Genomic DNA, 17181 nt, shown 5'->3' with positions numbered 1-17181 from the left:
TGGAGTGGTAAAATCCATATTATGGAGGAGATTGGTTCCGCATTAGGAACCTAAATGAAGATTCTTTATTTTTCGGACACCTTTTTACCCAAAATAGACGGGGTCGCTATTTCGATGAGAAATTTTGCGGAAGCCCTTGCCGAAAGAGGACATGAATTTTTGATTTGTTGTCCACGTTATGGAGAAGGTGACTTCGATAGAATGGGAGATCATATCCGTCTGGAAAGATTCAGGAGCGGATACCTGCCTAGTTACCCCGATATCAAGGTTGTTTTACCTTCTCCTTCAAAGATCAAAAGAGCGATCAAAGAATTCCAACCGGATCTAGTGCATATCCACACTCCTGGACTTATGGGAGTTTACGGGATCAACGCTACCGAAAAATACGGAATCCCAAGTATCGGAACTTATCATACATTGATGTCCGAACAGGACATGTATCTTTCTTTTTATCGTCTTCTTAAACTAGACAAACTTTTTATGAGAATCGGAAAGTTGAATAAGAAGATTAAAATAAAGGACTTGGTAAAATTCGAAAAATTCGACAAGTTCAATATTCGTAAAAAGATCATTCTGAAAATTACGAATAATTTATACGATCGTTGCGATCTGATCATCTCTCCTTCCCACCTGATAAAAAAACAGTTGGAAGAGTTCGGATTAAAAAAGCCGGTTGCTGTGATCTCAAACGGTTTGGATCTTTCCCAATTTAAGGGAAGTCCTAAAACTCTTTCGGAAAGTCCTAAACTACTACATGTGGGTAGGATCTCTTATGAGAAAAATTGCGATGTGATCATTAACTCATTCAAATTGATCCTAGAAAAGATCCCATCTGCTACTTTGACGATCATAGGAGACGGTCCAGCTTTGGCTTCTCTTAAGGTCCAAGCTCAAAAGCTTGGGATAGATAATGCAATTACATTTACCGGTTTTATAGATAGAGCGGAACTTCCAAAACACTATCCGAACTACGATCTATTCTTAACGGCTTCTACCATGGAAACACAAGGTCTTGTGATCTTAGAGTCAGTAGCATGCGGTCTTCCTGCGGTCGGTGTGGATTCGTTTGCAATCCCGGAATTAGTCCATGACGGACTGAACGGATTTATAGCAAAACCTTTCGATGTAAAAGATATTGCCGAAAAGACTGTTCGTATTCTGCAAGATCCTGAAATGTATGCTTCTTTCTCCAAGGAATCCCTGAAAATTTCCCAAAACCATGAGATGAAAGCTTGCGTGGATAGAATGGAAGAAGTATATAAATCGGTAGCAGCCCAAAAGAATAAAAAGAAAAAAAGATCTATACTAAATACGATCTTCTCTTTGGATCCTTTCGGGATCTTAGGCTAATCGATTAAAAGACTGATCAAAAAAGTGTATTGATATTCTTGATAACGTTGATCCGTTTGATCACGTCTTCCGGAGTAATCCTCTCCATACAGGCAAAGTCTTTACGATAGCAGGTTGTATTTCCGTAAATACTACATGGTCTACAAGGTAGATCTTCTATCTGTAAAACGCCGGTGTCTTCCTGACCAAAAGGAGCAAATCCGGAAAGTGGGTGTGTAGTTCCGAATAACGCGATCACAGGACGCTTGAGAAGCGCTGCAATATGGATGTTCGAAGAGTCCATTCCGATAATTACATCCATTCTTTCCATGATCCCTAATTCACCTCGTATACCCAGTTTACCACCGGAAACGATGGTCATGGATTGATCCCCATTCCTCCATTCTTCCATTTGAACCGCTTCCTGAGAGGAACCGAATAAGAATATTCTAATATTAGGGAATTCTTCTTTTAAAAGTTTGAGTAGTTCCAGGCTTTTTTCCAAAGGCCATTCTTTCAGTTTATGGCCTGCAAAAGGTGCATATCCGACCCAAAGACCTTCTTTTTTATCTATCTTTCTGGCAAGAAGGAAGTCTTTTGCATAAATTTTGGATTCAGGATCCACATTGATCCAAGGGCCTTTTCGAACGTTCGCGGGGAATCCGGCTTTTTCGAAAACTTTTAGATATCTGTCTACAGTGTGGGGAAGTTTACGCAAAACCTTACGGGTCCTACGTATTTGGCGCATCTTTTCCCTTCTTCCCTTAATGATCCTGAAAACGGAAACCCCTCGGATCCAAAAGAAAAAACTGATAAAACGGGATCTAACGCTAGAATGTAAGTCCACGATTTTCTCGTAAGGACCTAGTTTATTCAATTCCTTGAATAAACGATATAATCCGGATAGGCCTTTATATTTTTTGAGATTGATCCCGATCACGTGGACGTTAGGGATATTATAAAAGAAGGGAGCATAGTTCCCTCTGGTAACAACAGTGAGTTGTATATTCGTGTACTTGGCTGCTACGGCAATCAATGCCGGAGCCATCAAGGCAACATCTCCCATCGCTGAGAATCTTAGCACCAAAAGATTCATGCTTGTTTTGTATATAAGGATGGGTTCAGATTTTTGTCGTTGTACATTTTCATCTGCCTATATACCTTATAGAATTTATCTCCTTTAGATAAATCGTCCAGAAGTTCATCCAGACATTTGGAAAGATCAGTCCTTTGTTCCAGCAAAACATTCAGCTTGTTTTGGCAAGTTTGGATATGTTCGGGACTTACATCCTTTCTTTCCGTTTGTTCTTTCATATGATAAATTTTGAGTTCCAGGATACTCATCCTGTCTATCAGCCAAGCAGGGGTTTCCGAGTTCATTCTGGCATTCGGCTTTTTTTCCACCGACTTGAACATTGCTGAGATCTGATCGTCTATCTGCTCGACTAGGTCCGTCCTTTCCTGGTTTAGGGCGTCTATTCTTCTTTTAAACTGGACAAGATCCTTATCAGGAAGGTCGGGCCTTCTGATCTCGTCCTCCACATGCCATTGGATGGTGTCTATCTGGTTTTTTTGGTAAAAAAGGAACTCAAGAGAGGACCCAGGGAATGGATTCGGAGAAAGCGCTTCCTCTTTATGCCAGTCCGTGACGGAATTTTTGAATATCTCAACCACTTTGGCCGATTCTAACTTCATCGGAGCTAGAATTTACGCGATAGACCAAAAATCAAGAGGATTTCCTATTGTCGGTCCGTCGGCTAAATGACAGAACGTTCTAGTTCCGCTTTACAAAATAAATTTCCCAGGTTAGGATCTTGCCCGCATGAAAAAAATAGTACCTCCGGAAGCGTTGCAATTTTTAGCGTCTATCCCCTTGTTCAAGGGTCTCCCGAGAAAATTACTAGTCTTACTTTACGGTCATATAGAAGAGCGGAACATTCACAATCACACTGTAATTTATTATAAAGGAGAGATCTCCAAGGAACTTTACATAATCCGACACGGAGAGGTAATGATGACCTTGGGGGAAGCTGGCAAGACGGTTCGCTACTTGGGTGAAGGAGACGTGTTTGCTGAGAATAGCGTTCTCACAAGAACCGCTCATACCGGATCTGCCACCGCGATATTGGATACGTTATTGTATGTATTGGACGGGGAATATTTTCTAAAACTAGCTGCCAAAGAAAGGGTACTTTCCCAAAACTTAATGAGACTGATGGGAATGAGGATGAGAGAGGTGATGGAAGACTCTTCCGCTCAGGTACATTCTCCTAGAAGACTAGTCTGTCATATCCCGATAGAAGAAGTAGAAGATTTTAAAGTACATCTAGAGTCCATAGTGGATAACGGTAGGAAGTCCCACGAAGGTCATGTTTCTCTCTTGAGAATAGATACATTCAAAGGAAAATCTGTTTCCGAGATGATCCGAACTATTGCAGGGCTTAGAAAAAAATCCGCCATACTACATCTCTATTTTAAAAACCCGGAGATCCAGCCAGAGTTGGATAAGCTCGTACAACAATGCGATCAGATCGTTTTCTGGGAGGAAAAACCGGAAAGAAATCTGAAACAGAAAAATGAGATCCTAGGTTATTGGGAACCAAGGATACGTAATTTTTCCGGAAGGACTTCTCGGATTGTCGTGTCCGAAAACGGATTAAGAAAACATGAAGAATCCGCTAACCAAAAAGTATTTTATAAGGGTGAAACATTCGCAAGATATTTGGTCTCTAGGACTCGAGGGCTTGCGTTGGGAGGAGGAGGAGCTAGGGCCCTCGCACATGTCGGTCTTCTGAAAGTTTTGGAAAGAGAAGGGATCCGTTTCGATTTTGTGAGCGGTTCTTCTTTCGGGGCTGTGATCGGAGCTCTTTATGCAAGGGGGGAAAGCACGGATTCGATCTTCAAAATGATCGGTAAGTTTTTTGGCGGAATCGAAAAACCGTTCGATCCTACCATCCCACTTATTTCCTTCTTCAAAGGAAAAAGAATGCTCCGAATGTTAAAGGATGCATTCGGAACTCAGTTAATAGAAGATCTAAAGATCCCATTTGCAACATCCGCAGTGGATCTCCATAGCGGGCAAGAATACGTGATGGACCAAGGTCCCATTTGGGAAGCGCTGGCTGCGGCAATGAGTTTACCTGGGATGTTCCCACCGGTATTTAAAGGGGATCATCTTTTGATAGATGGCGGAGTGATCAATAACGTTCCGGAAAACCTGATCCGAAGGAAAGGAGCGGATGTGATCTTATCCGTGAATGTTTCTCCGCTTAGAGACGAGGGGATCGTCAGACTTCTGGAAGACAGAAAGGTAACAGGAAAGTCTTTTTTCAAAAATCTTTGGGAAGACATTACTTATCCTCCCATTCTAAAGATCATGGCAAGAGCGATCACTTTAGAAGGAAGAGAAATTACTAAATTGAGAAAGGAAAAGATGGACCTTTTTATCAATTTACATATAGAAGAGTTCGCATTTACCGATTTCGGAAAATATAAGGAAATCATTAAAAAGGGAGAATTGGAAACGGAAGCTGCAATCGGAGATATCCGTAAATTATTCTTTCCAACCGAAAAATAATCAAAGGTAACTCAAGATCTTCTCCTGGAGTCTATCGGAGTGTTTTCTCCAGGAAAGCTTCCATTCTTCACTTCCTTTCGGTCCTACTTTGTTCGTAAGTGCGAATACTGTTCCGAAAGGAATATTAAATAGATTGCATACTTTTGCAAGGCCGAACGCTTCCATATTCTCAAAGCCTAGGCCTTCTCCCTTGATCCTTTCTAAGGCTCGGGGGCTAAGATCTTCCAAGGTGACTGAACCAGTTCCGTTTGTCGCGGATTCTACGAAATCGTTTCCGTCAAAAGGGAATTGTAAGTCGGGGAACTCGTATCTAAAAGTCATACTTTCCGGAAGTCTGATCTTTTTATCCAAGAATGCGATCTGGTAATTAGCGAATACTTTCGAAAGTCCAAATTTACCTTCCCACTCTTTTCGAGGGATCCAGGTATATACTCCTGCGGAGCCTATCCCTAGAATCGCCTTAGGTTTCCAACTTTCAGGATCTGAAAGATATTTCTGGAGATTGATGGCCGCTTCCAATTCTCCGATGCCCGCTTCGAAAGTGTGGATCCTAGGATCCGTTTTTAATTTGTCTATTTCTCCCGCGAAAGCCGCGCAGAAAAGAATGTCCTGGATTTTAAGGTCGCTCATCTGATTAAAGAAAGATCGTTTTTATCAGATGCGCATAGAGTTCTGCAACCTTATTTCTTTTCACTTTCATGGTTTCGGTGAGTTCTTTTCCTTTTTCGAATTCCTTGTCTAAAAGGCGAAAGTCGTTAATTTTTTCGAAATTCTTAAACCCGTTCTTTTCGGAGATCGTATTCTTGATCAGATCTTTGTAAAACTTCAGCACTTTCGGGTCTTGTACCAGAGCAGAATTCTCATTTGGAAGAGAAATTCCCTGTGAGGAAAAATGATCTCTAACTTTGGCAAAGTCCGGAACGATCAAAACCGCTAAAAATTTTTGGTCCTGACCAATAACTATTGCAGTCAGTGCCCAGCCTGTTTCTAAAATTTTTCCTTCTATGGGTTCAGGCTCCACATTCTCCCCGGAAGAAAGAACGATCGTATCTTTTGCCCTGCCTGCGAATTTTAACTCACCGGTCTTGGTCCAGACGAATAAGTCCCCCGAGTTAAACCATCCGTCCACAAAATTAGACCGCGTGAGTTCCTCATTTTTATAATATCCGGCAGTTACATGAGGGCCTTTATGCCATGCGATCCCTTTATCTCCCGGTTTAGAAACCACCTCGTTTTGCTCGCCGACTAATTTTATATGCGCCCCGGGGAATACTTGTCCGATCGATCCTGTTTTAGGGATCGGAAAACTACCCAGGGCACCCATTCCTGTAGTCTCGGTCATACCATATGTTTCAATAATGGGAACTCCCATAGAACGAAAGAAAAATTGGATCTTAGGAGGCATTGCGCCCGCTCCGCAGAATGCAAACTTAAGTTGTCCACCGAATAGGGCTCTAACTGGTGCAAGTACCTTCTGGGCCAAAATATTTAAGAAATAGAATAGGGGAAGAAGTAGGACAGAAACCACTGTGTCGGTTAACTTCTCCTCTTTATTACTATTTTCAGTTTCCGAATAATTTCCGATAACGGTGTCTAAAAGAGAATTATAGGTCTCAGCGATCCGGACTGCCGTTTTAAAAATTGCAAGTTTTGTTGGAGAGGATTTGGAGACCTTATCCCAGATCCTTCGATACAATGCTTCCCAAACTCTGGGCACGGAAACAAGAACTGTAGGTTTGATAATCTCGAAATCACGAGTAAGCTGAGAAACATTGGAGCAGGCAAGCGAGGCGCCCCAAGAAAGAAGCGCAGTTTCTAGAATTCTTTCCGCGATATGCCATGGCGGAAGAAAGACTACGACTCTGTCCGAATAATTTGCGGGCACGAATTGTTGTAATTGGTTGATTGTCCAGGTAAAAGATCTATGTTTTAAGACCACACCTTTAGGAACTCCGGTGGTCCCGGAAGTATAGATGATCGTCGCGATATCGTTCTCAGTTAAGGATTCTCCTACGGAATGAAGAAGAGATTTTCCTTTTTTTTCGACCCAGGCTCTACCTTGAGAGATTGCAGTTTCCAGATCTATAAATTCGATTTTAGGGTAAGAAACTTTCAATTTTGCCAAAGAGGAAAAGTTTTCCTCAGGCTCTATGAGTATTACAGTTTCTAGATGTTTTAATTTGTTTAAAATATTGCCTAATTTGACCAGGACCTGCTCTTTTTCTATAAAAGTGATCTTGGATTCGGTATGATCCAGGATATAAAATATCTCATCTTCGCTCGCATCACATCCTCTTGGGACGTCCGCTCCACCCGAACACATTACGGAGAAGGAGCATAATGCCCATTCTGTTCTGTTGTCGCAGAATAGGCCTACCTTATCTCCTTTGTTTAGATTTTTCTGTCTGAAAAAACCGGAAAGATTTTCCAGGTTTAAGAACCACTCGGAGTAAGAGATCCCAGAAAAAGATTTTAATTTTTCATCCCAGATCCATTGGAAGGGCCTGTCCTTGTAATGGATACAAGAGTCCCTGACCAGATGATAGATGCTTCTTTTTTCCATAGGGATTAGGGAAGTAAGCCAAGAGTTTCCGGCTCGTTCAACATTAAATTTATATTTTGTAAAGCCTGGCTTGCCGCTCCCTTCATTAGATTATCCAAAGCGGAAACGATCGTGATATTTTTTCCTCTTTGTCTCATGCTTATATCCAAGAAGTTCGTATGTTGGACTTTTGCCAGATCTATCTCCTCCGGAGTTTTTCTGATCCGGATAAAAGGTTCCGATTTGGAATTTGCGGTCAAAGTTTCCATAAAAGGTAGATTATCGGAATTCGCTTCCAAATAGATCGTGGATAAAATCCCTCTGTATACCGGAAGTAAATGAGGTACGAATAAAACCTCGGGTTCTGATAATCCGGATCCTGCGAAACAATACTCTTGGATCTCAGGCTCATGTTGGTGACTTAAAATTTTGTAAGCTCTGAAATTCTCATACACACCATTGAAGGAAAATCCTCCGTCTTCTACTCTTCCTCCTGCACCGCTAATCCCTGATTTACAATCTGCGACGATCCTTGGTTTGATCTCCTTTCTTAGGTTACCCAAAAGATACAAAGCTAAGATGACTGAAGTGGAGAAGCAGCCCGGATTGGAAACAAAGTCTGCACCTTTCAGTTGGTCCCTGAAAATTTCCGGTATTCCGAATACCGCTCTGGCAGTTAATGAAAAGTTGCTGTGTTTTAATTTATAGCTCGTTTCGAATTTTTCTTGGTTATGAAGACGATATACTCCGGAAAGATCGATTACCTTATGACCTTTGTCCAAGAACTTAGGAGTAAGCTCTAGGGAAGCTTCGTTTGGAACTGCAAGAACTACGAGGGAACCTTTTGGAACCTCATCCTCGTGTTTTTTAAAAACTAGATCTTTAGGTGAGATTAGATCCGGAAAAACTTCAGAAAGAGATTTGCCGGCAAGTTTATCGCTAGTAACATGCACCGCTTTGTATTTTGGATGGCGGGAGAGTAATCCTAATAACTCTTTTCCTGTGAACCCGCCTGCTCCGATGATGCTGATCTCTGACATAGGTCTTCCTTTTGACTAGCGTTTGAAACAATCCTAAAAATCGGGACTAGGCTTGGAATAAAAAAACGCCGGATGAGTTTTCATCCGGCGGTCAATGGTTTCTAAAAAGAAAGCCAGTAGTAATTAGCCTGCTGCTTTTTGGACTTCTTCCGACGGCTGAGCAGGTGGAAGTTTGCCGTCAGGTGCTAAAGGGGGTAATCCGTTCAGATCTCTTACCATATTTTCTACTTGGAAGGCGATCTCTGGATTTGATTTCAGATATTCTTTAGCCGCTTCTTTTCCTTGGCCTATCTTTTCCGTATTATAGGAATACCAGGCGCCGGATTTGCTAATAATGTCGTGTTTTACCCCTAAGTCAACGAGAGAACTTTCTCGGCTGATTCCTGTGTTAAAGATTATGTCGAATTCCGCCTGACGGAAAGGTGGTGCCATTTTGTTTTTTACAACTTTTACACGCACTCTGTTCCCGGTGGCTTCTTCCTTCTCCTTTAGAGTTTCAATCTTACGGATATCCAAACGAATCGTACTATAAAACTTTAATGCGTTTCCACCTGTAGTGGTTTCGGGAGAACCGAACATAACACCGATCTTCATACGGATCTGGTTGATGAAGATAACTACAGTCTTGGACTTAGAAATAGTCCCGGTCAGTTTACGAAGCGCTTGGGACATAAGTCTTGCTTGCAAACCCATATGAGAATCTCCCATATCACCTTCGATCTCCGCTTTAGGGACCAATGCTGCAACCGAGTCTAAAACTACTATATCGATTGCGTTACTTCGAACTAGAGATTCACAAATTTCTAATGCTTCTTCTCCGTTGTCCGGTTGAGAAACTAATAGTTCCTCCAGATTGACTCCCAACTTTTTTGCATAAGCAGGGTCCAGTGCATGTTCTGCATCTATAAAGGCCGCCACTCCGCCTCTTTTTTGGCATTCTGCAATTGCAGAAAGGGTTAGGGTCGTTTTACCGGAGGACTCCGGACCGTAGATCTCTACAATTCGTCCTAATGGATAGCCGCCGATACCGAGGGCGATATCCAGGTCCAAGGACCCGGTTGGAATGACAGGGGCAACCACACTTGCTGAGGCCGATCCCAATCTCATTATGGAACCCTTACCGAATTGTTTTTCGATTTGGGTCATTGCCTGGTCTATGGCCTGGCGCTTGGAATCATCCAAACCCTGTGCTTCTTCTTTTTGCTTTTTCATGGACTCTTTAGCTCCTTCTCTTGCCAAGACCCGGTTCCCCCTCAGATAAAACTGCGTGTACTTTTTTAACGGGAATCTAATCTTTACTAATACGAAGGATACTCTTAGTCCCGGACAAATTCCAGGTCGGATCTAAAAAACCTTCGGATTCCCTGGGAAAAGTTTCTCGCGAATTCACTCTTATGTCACCCAAAAAATTAGAAGAGGGGTGAAAAAAGTGCAAATATTTGTATAGTAAATGGGGTTGTAGTAAAACTGCCCTGTAAAAACGAGGCCTAATCGGACAAAAATCCCTTCTCCGCTTTCTCCTTATCCGCTAAAAACGAAACTTCTGCCTTATGACTTCTGCGAGTCTGTTCCAAAAGGAATTTCCAGAACCTTCCCGCATATAATATAAATATAATGAATGAGGAGAATACTAAAAGTATTTTAGAGAGAAGTAATATATAGAAGGGAGCGGTATTGTGATTTGGAAAATAAAATAGCTCGGTTTTGTTTTCTGAGAAGTTTTTGGAATTTCCACCATGCTTTTTGCCTTCCTCGAAGAATGTACGGACTTCTCTGATGTCCAGATCTTTGATAGGAAAGTCCGGGTTAGTCTTGTATAATAGAAGCGCCCCCGATTCTGAGAAGAGTAGGAAATTTCCTTGTAATTTTAATTCTCCCCATTTAGGCAAAGGGTGATAGGGAAGATTACGAAATACGTATCTGATAGAGACTGAGCCCGTCTCTAATTCGTAATACGACTCCGGGAAATTTCCTTTTTCGTAAAACAAAGTCTCCCATTCTTTTTCGGGGAATCGGATCTGCACTCCTTCGAATCTTTCCAGGTTTTGTAGGTCTTTTCTTAGCTTATCCAATCCGGGCTTTTGGTTCTGTCTTTTGTCAGGTTTTAGATCGTTTTTTAGAAACAATACTAAACTTTGTTCGGAGTCTTTTTTTAACTCTGCGATATACTCGCTACTTAAGTTACGAACGATCCTTTCTTCCGTTAAAATCGGGTGTCCAGACCATTCTAAAAATGAATTTAATAACTCCTCCGAGGATTTTTCGGAAGCGGTAAGGCTTAAGGGATAGGAGAGAAAGAAAAGCAAAAAGAAGAATCGGAAAACCTTTGACATAGGCGGCTTTTATCCTGTAATACTCAAACCATAATCGAAAACCCCGAACTGAAAAGCTTTAAAAATATATGAGCCTGTTAGAACTACATAAAATACAAACCACCAAATCTTCCTGGCAGGATTTTGTGGAATATAGCATTAATACCCCTTTTTATACCGAAACAAAGGCAAAAACCCAGTCCTTAGTAGAGGCGATACAACTCACATTATTCCACGATTATCTTTCCACTTTTTCAGATGAGGAAAAATCCCAATTCCTTTCTTCTCCGGATGCATTCCAGGCATCTGCCGAAAAGTTCGTGAATATATTGGAAGGTGTGCGTTATTCCCAAGAAGGATATAACCAAAAGGAAAGGTCCCTGTTTTTGGGAATGTTAAAGTCCTTATTAAAAGAATACAAGGTAGATGAGAACGGAGAAAGAAAGGATCTGGAAAGATATCATTTCTACAGATGTATCATTCGTTTTTGTTCCGATAAGGATTATATCTTCAGAGTTTACGAAAAATACAAATCCTATATCTCTCAGGGCAGTGGGGTGTAATGGCCCAAAAGACCTTAGTTGTTTCTCCGGAATGCCCTATTTGTTCCGTGCTGCGTGGGACAAAGATCCCAGGTCTAATCCATCAAAACTCTTCTTTTATCATCCGCCACGCGCCCGAAGATAAAAAAATCCCAGGCTATCTATACATAGAACCGATTTCGCATAGAGAAAAATATTCAGACTGGGACCCTAAGGAATTCAAGGACTTAGGAGAAACGCTACAATTCGCTACGGAATGGATCCAAAAGAAGTTTTCACCTCCCAAAATTTATACAGTTTTAATCGCTGAAAAAGTGGCACATATGCATTTTCATTTGGTTCCAAGATACGAAGATATTAAAGGACCAGAGTATATTCGATTTGCGTTAGAAGGTTTGGCCTCGGCTCCGGTCGGCATACCTTTCCCTAAATTCGAGTGATCTTTTTTCCTTCCATTATCATCAAAAAATTTCTGTCTAAAGTAAAAGGTTATGAATCAATCCAATATAGAGACCCTGATCGACGCGGGTAAAAAAAGAAAAGCGGACTTTGTGGAAATTTATGAAGAAGAATCCAGAAATTCTTCCATCTCACTCAGAGACCAAAAAATAGAACAATCACTTGCAGCTACCGATTACGGGATCGGGATCAGATTGGTATACGGGACAGATGTCTTATACGCGTATACAAGCAATGACGACCAACAACATTTACTTTCTTTAATACACCTTTTAGCGGATTCCAGGGGAGAAGCTGCAAATAACTCCGGAACGTTTACGCTTCCTGGAGATGTATCCAAATATTCTTTTTCTAAAAATATTCACGATCCTAGAAAAGTTCCTCCTTTTAGAAGATTGGAACTCCTACAAACTGCGGACCAAGTCGCTAGAAAAGTTTCTTCTAAGATCATACAAGTAGGAGTAAGTGCGTCCGATATAGTAACGAACGTTCTGATCGCAAACTCGGAAGGCCTTTGGGTGGAAGACCTAAGAGTGAGAAGTAGATTTTTTCTTTCAGTGACTGCCGAAAATCAAGGTGAGAGATTTGTAGCGAGTGAATCGCCTGGAGCTCTAAAAGGATTCGAATTTTTCGAAGGATTACCTGTAGAAGATATCGCAAGGAAGGCGGGAGAAAGGGCGCTCTTCATGCTGGATGCTGGTTATATAGAAGGTAAAAAAATGCCTGTGGTCATGGGCAACGGTTTTGGCGGAGTAATTTTTCATGAGGCTTGCGGTCATCCTTTGGAGACAGAGGCTATCCGTAAAAAATCTTCCCCGTTTGTAGGAAAACTAGGCCAGTCGATCGCACAATCCTGTCTGACCGCCTATGATGACGGAACGATCGAAGAACAGTATGGCTCTTTGAATGTAGACGACGAGGGAATGCCTACACAAAAAACGCTTCTGATAGAGAACGGAATTTTAAAAGCGTATCTTGCCGATAGGATCGGATCTATGGAAACAGGATCCCCTCGGACCGGGAGCGGAAGAAGGGAATCTTATCAATATGCACCCGTCTCTAGAATGAGAAACACTTATATAGAAGCAGGAAAAGATTCACTGGATGATATGTTTGCATCCGTAGACTTCGGACTGTACGCAAAAAGAATGGGCGGAGGTTCGGTAAACCCGGCGACCGGAGAATTCAATTTCGCTGTGGAAGAAGGTTACGTAATCCGAAACGGAAAGATCTCCGAGCCTGTAAGAGGAGCCACTCTAATAGGAAAAGGTCATGAAATTCTTCCTAAAATTTCTATGGTAGGAAAAGACTTGGAATTGGCCGCAGGAACTTGTGGCGCTTCGTCGGGATCCATTCCTGTTACTGTTGGACAACCGTCCCTAAAAGTGGATGAGATCCTAGTGGGGGGAAGATAATGGATTTAGAGCAAGCAGCCGGATTCGTATTGGAAGAAGGAAAACGTTACGGGATCGATTCTTTCGACCTGATCGCTACCGACTCGGAAGATATCGGTATCGAAGTTTTTAAAGGAAGGATAGTTTCTACGGAAACTTCTCGTTCAAGAGGAGTGGGTATTAGAGTTCTGAACAATTCCCGCCCAGGATATTCATATAGCGAACGTTTTAGTAAAGAAGCTCTTTCCCAAATGGTAAGAGATGCAATGGACCAGACGGAGATCACAGATCCATTGGATATGGAACTTCCGGGACCGAAACCCTTGCCGGAAGTGGATCTAAAACATTATAATCCTGCATTAGAAAAATTAGATTTTGCTTGGATGAGGGAGCTTGGACTCACATTAGATAACGCTTCTTGGGAATCGGACAAAAGAGTGGAAAATGTTCCACATGTAGGAGTGGGAAAAAGTTCCACCCAAAGTCTGATCGCGAACTCTAAAGGTGTATTCGTTAAAAAAGATTCCAATGTTGCCTATCTCGGAACGGGGTTAGTCGTAGCGGAAGGTGATGCAAAAAAGATGGGAAGTTACTATCGTTCCGGTAGGGATATTTCCCAATTTGATCCATCTTATATCGCCAAAGAAGCCGCACATAGAGGAACGGAACTTTTAGGAGCGAAACCTCTTCCGAGCGGAGTATATACTATCATTTTGGGAAATCGTATCAGCCCACAGATTTTCGGGATGTTCTCTTCTCCCTATTTTGCGGACGCAGTCCAAAAAGGTTCTTCCCGTCTTGTAGGAAAACTGGGGAACGAAGTCGCTTCTCCTTTATTAAGTATTTATTGTGAGGCTCATACTCCGGATTATCCAGGTTCTCGCTTAGTGGATGCCGAAGGAATTCCTACATCCGCGCGTACAAAGGTTTTAGAAAACGGGGTTCTTAAATCTTATCTTTATAATTTAGAATCGGCTAAAAAAGATAATGTATCTCCTACCGGCCACGGAGTTCGTTCCTATTCAGGAAGAGCAGGAACTTCTTTCTCCAATATGATCGTTCCATTCGGAACTAAGAGTTTGGAGGAGCTTTTATCTTCCGACTCTCATTGTATTTTGGTGACTAAGTTGGAAGGTGGAGCCGGTTGCAGCGCAGTTTCTGGCGAAATTTCTATCGGGATCCAGGGGATTTATTATAAGAATGGGAAACCGGAACATGCAGTGGATCGTATCACGATGAACACGAATTATTTCGATCTACTCCACAAGATCCAAGGTATTTCCAACGAATATTCTGACAGTTATTCCTCTATCAAGGTCCCCGATATTTTGATCTCAGAAATTCACGTAGCAGGTTGATCATGTCGGAAGAAAGAAATAAACCCGAAACATACTTACTCTCTAAAGAATTAGAAGAAGCGGTCCAAGTCGCCGAGATCACCGCTAGGCCTTTGTTGCTAAAGGGAGAACCCGGAACAGGAAAATCTCTTTTAGCTGATTATCTTTCCTTCAAGACTAAAAAAAAGCTCTACTCATGGCATGTAAAATCCACCTCGCTCGCAAAAGAAGGATTATATTTTTATGATGCAGTTTCTAGGCTAAACGATTCAAGATTTACGGAAGACAAGGAAAAGGTCCGTAATATCGAGAATTATATCCGTCTGGGCGCTTTAGGAGAAGCCTTCTCTGCGAGTGAACCTTCTGTAGTATTGATTGATGAGATCGATAAAGCGGATATAGAATTCCCGAACGATCTACTTTTGGAATTGGACAGAATGGAATTCGTGATTCAAGAAACCGGTCGTAAGATCAAATCGATCAATCGACCTTTAACTCTTATCACTTCGAATAATGAAAAAGAGCTTCCCGCCGCGTTTTTAAGAAGATGTATCTTTCATTATATAGATTTTCCGGAACCTGCTTTTATGGCGGATATCGTAGCTTCTCATTTTCCTAAAATTGAGTCCTCACTTTTAAAAAGGGCGCTCGAGTCCTTCTATGTGATCCGCACCATGGATGATATGAAAAAAAAGCCGGGCACTAGCGAACTACTAGATTGGATCCAAATTCTAATCCATATGGGGGCCAAACTTCCAGAAGACGGAAGGATCCCTTATATAGGCGCTCTTGTAAAGAATGAAGAGGATCTGAAATTATTCAGATAAAAGGTTTTGTTTTTTCCGTTTTTCTACAGGCTGAAATCATCCGGTGTTCCAATCTCCACCGTGGAACTTTTGGATTTTTTAAAGGCAACAGAAACACTGACTAGAGATAAAACATTTCTTTCTTTAAATGAATTCTATAGAGTTTCCAGACTTTGTCTAGTTAAAGACGTAAAATACTACGATGCATTCGATCTGGTATTTACCGAACTCTTCGGAGAAAGAGGTGTGCTCAAAGAATCTTTCCGAAAGGAAATGATGGATTGGCTTTCTAATATATTCGAAAATCCGAATAAACTACCGCCGGGAATGATCCCGCCTGAAGAACTTTGGAAAGAATTTTTAGACAGGCTCCAAAATCAGAAAGGGGAGCATCACGGCGGAAATAAATGGATCGGAACCGGAGGAAGTTCTCCTTTCGGTCATTCCGGTGTAAATCCGGGGGGCGTACGTATTGGCGGAGAAGGCGGGGGAAAATCCGCGATCTTCCAAGCGATGGAAAGAAAGTATAAGGATTATAGAACCGACGAACAATTGGATGTTCGACAGATCAAAATTGCACTCAAAAAACTTAGGAATCTTAGAAAGGAAGGTATTCCGGAATTTCATCTTCCTAAAACCGTGGATGCCACTTGCAGGAATGCCGGAGATCCAGAGCTTGTATTCGATCGTACCAGAAAGAATGGCATCAAAGTATTACTTTTAATGGATACAGGTGGGAGTATGACTCCTTATGCGGAAAGAGTGAGTAAACTTTTTTCGGCTGCTCATCAGATGAATCATTTTAAGGAATTCGGGCATTATTATTTCCACAATTCAGTTTACGATTCCGTATATCCTAAAGGAGATCTAAGGTATCCGATCCCTTTAAAGAATCTTTTTAAAAAGCATAAAGATGATACCAAGGTTATAATAGTAGGGGACGCCTACATGGCTCCTTACGAACTTTTGGATCCCGCTTACGGATTTTATCATTCTAGATTTAGGCAGGAATCCAAACTTCCGGAACATCCCGAATCCGGGTTGGATAGTTTTAAAAGGATCAAGTCTCATTGGACCGATACGATTTGGATGAATCCGGAGCCTAAAAGATATTGGGACGCACCCACCATCTACGAACTCAAAAAAGTATTTCCTATGTATTTTTTAAGCGTAGATGGATTGGAAGACGGCATCCGAGAACTTTTAGGAAAAAGATAATTAAGGCTCTAAAATAAATTTTCCTTTGAGGCTCCATTATTAAAGCCCTAAAAAAATACTCGTTTATAACCTAAGTTTTTAGGGACGAACTATAAACTTATATTCTATACTTACTTCGTCCTTGGCGGTTGCAAATAATAGACTAGGTCTTTCTACGTCGAAATCGCTCATCAAAACCTGAAATTTTCCGGATAAAATCGTGTCCTGTCCTTCTTTTTGGATCGTTGCTACTGATTTGATCGCTTTGGTTTTTCCTTTGATAGTCAGGTTGCCCGAGATAGTCCATTCGTTATCCTTAGCCGTAATCGATGTGCTCGTAAAACTGATATTTGTAATCGTAGGATATCCTAACGATTCTATGATATGTTCGTCTCTGTTCTCATCCCCGGACTTGATCTGAGAAAGTGGGATCTCTATTTTTACAAGCTTAGGGATTTGTAAACCGGCGGGCCCTTGGGTCAATGTCATTGGACTTACCGTAGCGCCGGAACATTTACCATTTACAGTTTTGAAAGGATGGATGGCTATAAAGTTGATTTGAGATTCTTGTAATTTTAATTCTTCCGAAAAAACGGAAGAAATACTAAGTAAGAACAAAATTAAAAAACGTAAAATGTAAGTCACT

General features: G+C 41.5%; 16 protein-coding genes. 8 read left to right on the top strand and 8 right to left on the bottom strand.

Features of this window, described 5'->3' with window-relative positions; translation table 11 throughout:
• The first annotated feature begins 54 nt into the window (after window positions 1–54).
• Window positions 55–1350, top strand: a complete 1296-nt coding sequence (locus tag LEP1GSC185_RS09155) for a glycosyltransferase (protein WP_008589728.1) — start codon at window positions 55–57, stop codon at window positions 1348–1350.
• A 16-nt stretch (window positions 1351–1366) separates the two neighbouring features.
• On the opposite strand, the gene LEP1GSC185_RS09150 is transcribed toward LEP1GSC185_RS09155, so the two are convergent.
• Together LEP1GSC185_RS09150 and LEP1GSC185_RS09145 are read right to left on the bottom strand one after the other, a co-directional pair.
• Complete coding sequence (locus LEP1GSC185_RS09150; RefSeq protein ID WP_008596552.1) at window positions 1367–2425, bottom strand: glycosyltransferase family 9 protein; 1059 nt, start codon at window positions 2423–2425, stop codon at window positions 1367–1369.
• On the bottom strand, window positions 2422–3024 hold the full coding sequence (locus tag LEP1GSC185_RS09145; RefSeq protein ID WP_008590270.1) for a DUF4254 domain-containing protein: 603 nt from the start codon (window positions 3022–3024) through the stop codon (window positions 2422–2424). The genes LEP1GSC185_RS09150 and LEP1GSC185_RS09145 overlap by 4 nt, the downstream gene beginning before the upstream one ends.
• A gap of 127 nt (window positions 3025–3151) precedes the next feature.
• Between LEP1GSC185_RS09145 and LEP1GSC185_RS09140 the strand changes: the two genes are divergently transcribed.
• Window positions 3152–4906: a patatin-like phospholipase family protein gene (locus LEP1GSC185_RS09140; protein WP_008590275.1), complete on the top strand. Its 1755-nt coding sequence runs from the start codon at window positions 3152–3154 to the stop codon at window positions 4904–4906.
• Here LEP1GSC185_RS09140 and LEP1GSC185_RS09135 read toward each other — a convergent pair whose 3' ends face one another.
• The 5 genes from LEP1GSC185_RS09135 to LEP1GSC185_RS09115 form a co-directional block, all read right to left on the bottom strand.
• A complete protein-coding gene (locus LEP1GSC185_RS09135; RefSeq protein ID WP_008591275.1) occupies window positions 4907–5536 on the bottom strand; it encodes a nucleoside phosphorylase-I family protein in 630 nt (209 codons plus the stop codon).
• A 4-nt stretch (window positions 5537–5540) separates the two neighbouring features.
• A complete protein-coding gene (locus LEP1GSC185_RS09130) occupies window positions 5541–7469 on the bottom strand; it encodes an AMP-dependent synthetase/ligase (RefSeq protein ID WP_008591067.1) in 1929 nt (642 codons plus the stop codon).
• A gap of 5 nt (window positions 7470–7474) precedes the next feature.
• Window positions 7475–8488 carry an N-acetyl-gamma-glutamyl-phosphate reductase gene (argC, locus tag LEP1GSC185_RS09125; protein ID WP_008589637.1) on the bottom strand — a complete coding sequence of 338 codons (1014 nt, stop codon included), beginning with the start codon at window positions 8486–8488 and terminating at the stop codon, window positions 7475–7477.
• A 123-nt stretch (window positions 8489–8611) separates the two neighbouring features.
• The gene (gene recA, locus LEP1GSC185_RS09120; protein ID WP_033272188.1) at window positions 8612–9700 is read right to left on the bottom strand and encodes a recombinase RecA; all 1089 of its coding nucleotides are present in this window, start codon (window positions 9698–9700) and stop codon (window positions 8612–8614) included.
• 275 nt (window positions 9701–9975) lie between these two features.
• Entirely contained in the window at window positions 9976–10821 is an 846-nt protein-coding gene (locus LEP1GSC185_RS09115; RefSeq protein WP_008591367.1) for a hypothetical protein, read from the bottom strand.
• A gap of 68 nt (window positions 10822–10889) precedes the next feature.
• Between LEP1GSC185_RS09115 and LEP1GSC185_RS09110 the strand changes: the two genes are divergently transcribed.
• Genes LEP1GSC185_RS09110 through LEP1GSC185_RS09085 form a run of 6 tightly spaced genes read left to right on the top strand, consistent with a single transcriptional unit; the run spans window position 10890 to window position 16556 of the window.
• Window positions 10890–11363, top strand: coding sequence for a hypothetical protein (locus LEP1GSC185_RS09110; protein ID WP_008591154.1), 474 nt, complete (start codon window positions 10890–10892; stop codon window positions 11361–11363).
• On the top strand, window positions 11363–11782 hold the full coding sequence (locus LEP1GSC185_RS09105) for an HIT family protein (protein WP_008590273.1): 420 nt from the start codon (window positions 11363–11365) through the stop codon (window positions 11780–11782). The genes LEP1GSC185_RS09110 and LEP1GSC185_RS09105 overlap by 1 nt, the downstream gene beginning before the upstream one ends.
• Before the next feature lie 51 nt (window positions 11783–11833).
• Entirely contained in the window at window positions 11834–13216 is a 1383-nt protein-coding gene (locus tag LEP1GSC185_RS09100; RefSeq protein WP_008589723.1) for a TldD/PmbA family protein, read from the top strand.
• Window positions 13216–14553 (top strand): TldD/PmbA family protein, encoded by a 1338-nt coding sequence (locus LEP1GSC185_RS09095; protein ID WP_008589465.1) that lies wholly within the window; start codon window positions 13216–13218, stop codon window positions 14551–14553. Before LEP1GSC185_RS09100 ends, LEP1GSC185_RS09095 begins: the two co-directional genes overlap by 1 nt.
• Window positions 14554–14555: 2 nt before the next feature.
• Window positions 14556–15359 carry an AAA family ATPase gene (locus tag LEP1GSC185_RS09090; RefSeq protein ID WP_008589497.1) on the top strand — a complete coding sequence of 268 codons (804 nt, stop codon included), beginning with the start codon at window positions 14556–14558 and terminating at the stop codon, window positions 15357–15359.
• A gap of 6 nt (window positions 15360–15365) precedes the next feature.
• Window positions 15366–16556: a hypothetical protein gene (locus LEP1GSC185_RS09085; RefSeq protein ID WP_008590481.1), complete on the top strand. Its 1191-nt coding sequence runs from the start codon at window positions 15366–15368 to the stop codon at window positions 16554–16556.
• A gap of 78 nt (window positions 16557–16634) precedes the next feature.
• On the opposite strand, the gene LEP1GSC185_RS09080 is transcribed toward LEP1GSC185_RS09085, so the two are convergent.
• Window positions 16635–17180 carry a YceI family protein gene (locus tag LEP1GSC185_RS09080; protein ID WP_008591677.1) on the bottom strand — a complete coding sequence of 182 codons (546 nt, stop codon included), beginning with the start codon at window positions 17178–17180 and terminating at the stop codon, window positions 16635–16637.
• Window position 17181: the final 1 nt, after the last annotated feature.

It is taken from the genome of Leptospira licerasiae serovar Varillal str. VAR 010, assembly GCF_000244755.1.
Classification (GTDB): domain Bacteria; phylum Spirochaetota; class Leptospiria; order Leptospirales; family Leptospiraceae; genus Leptospira_B; species Leptospira_B licerasiae.
Note: the sequence above shows the minus strand (reverse complement) of the source record. Positions and strands in the feature narration are given on the sequence as shown.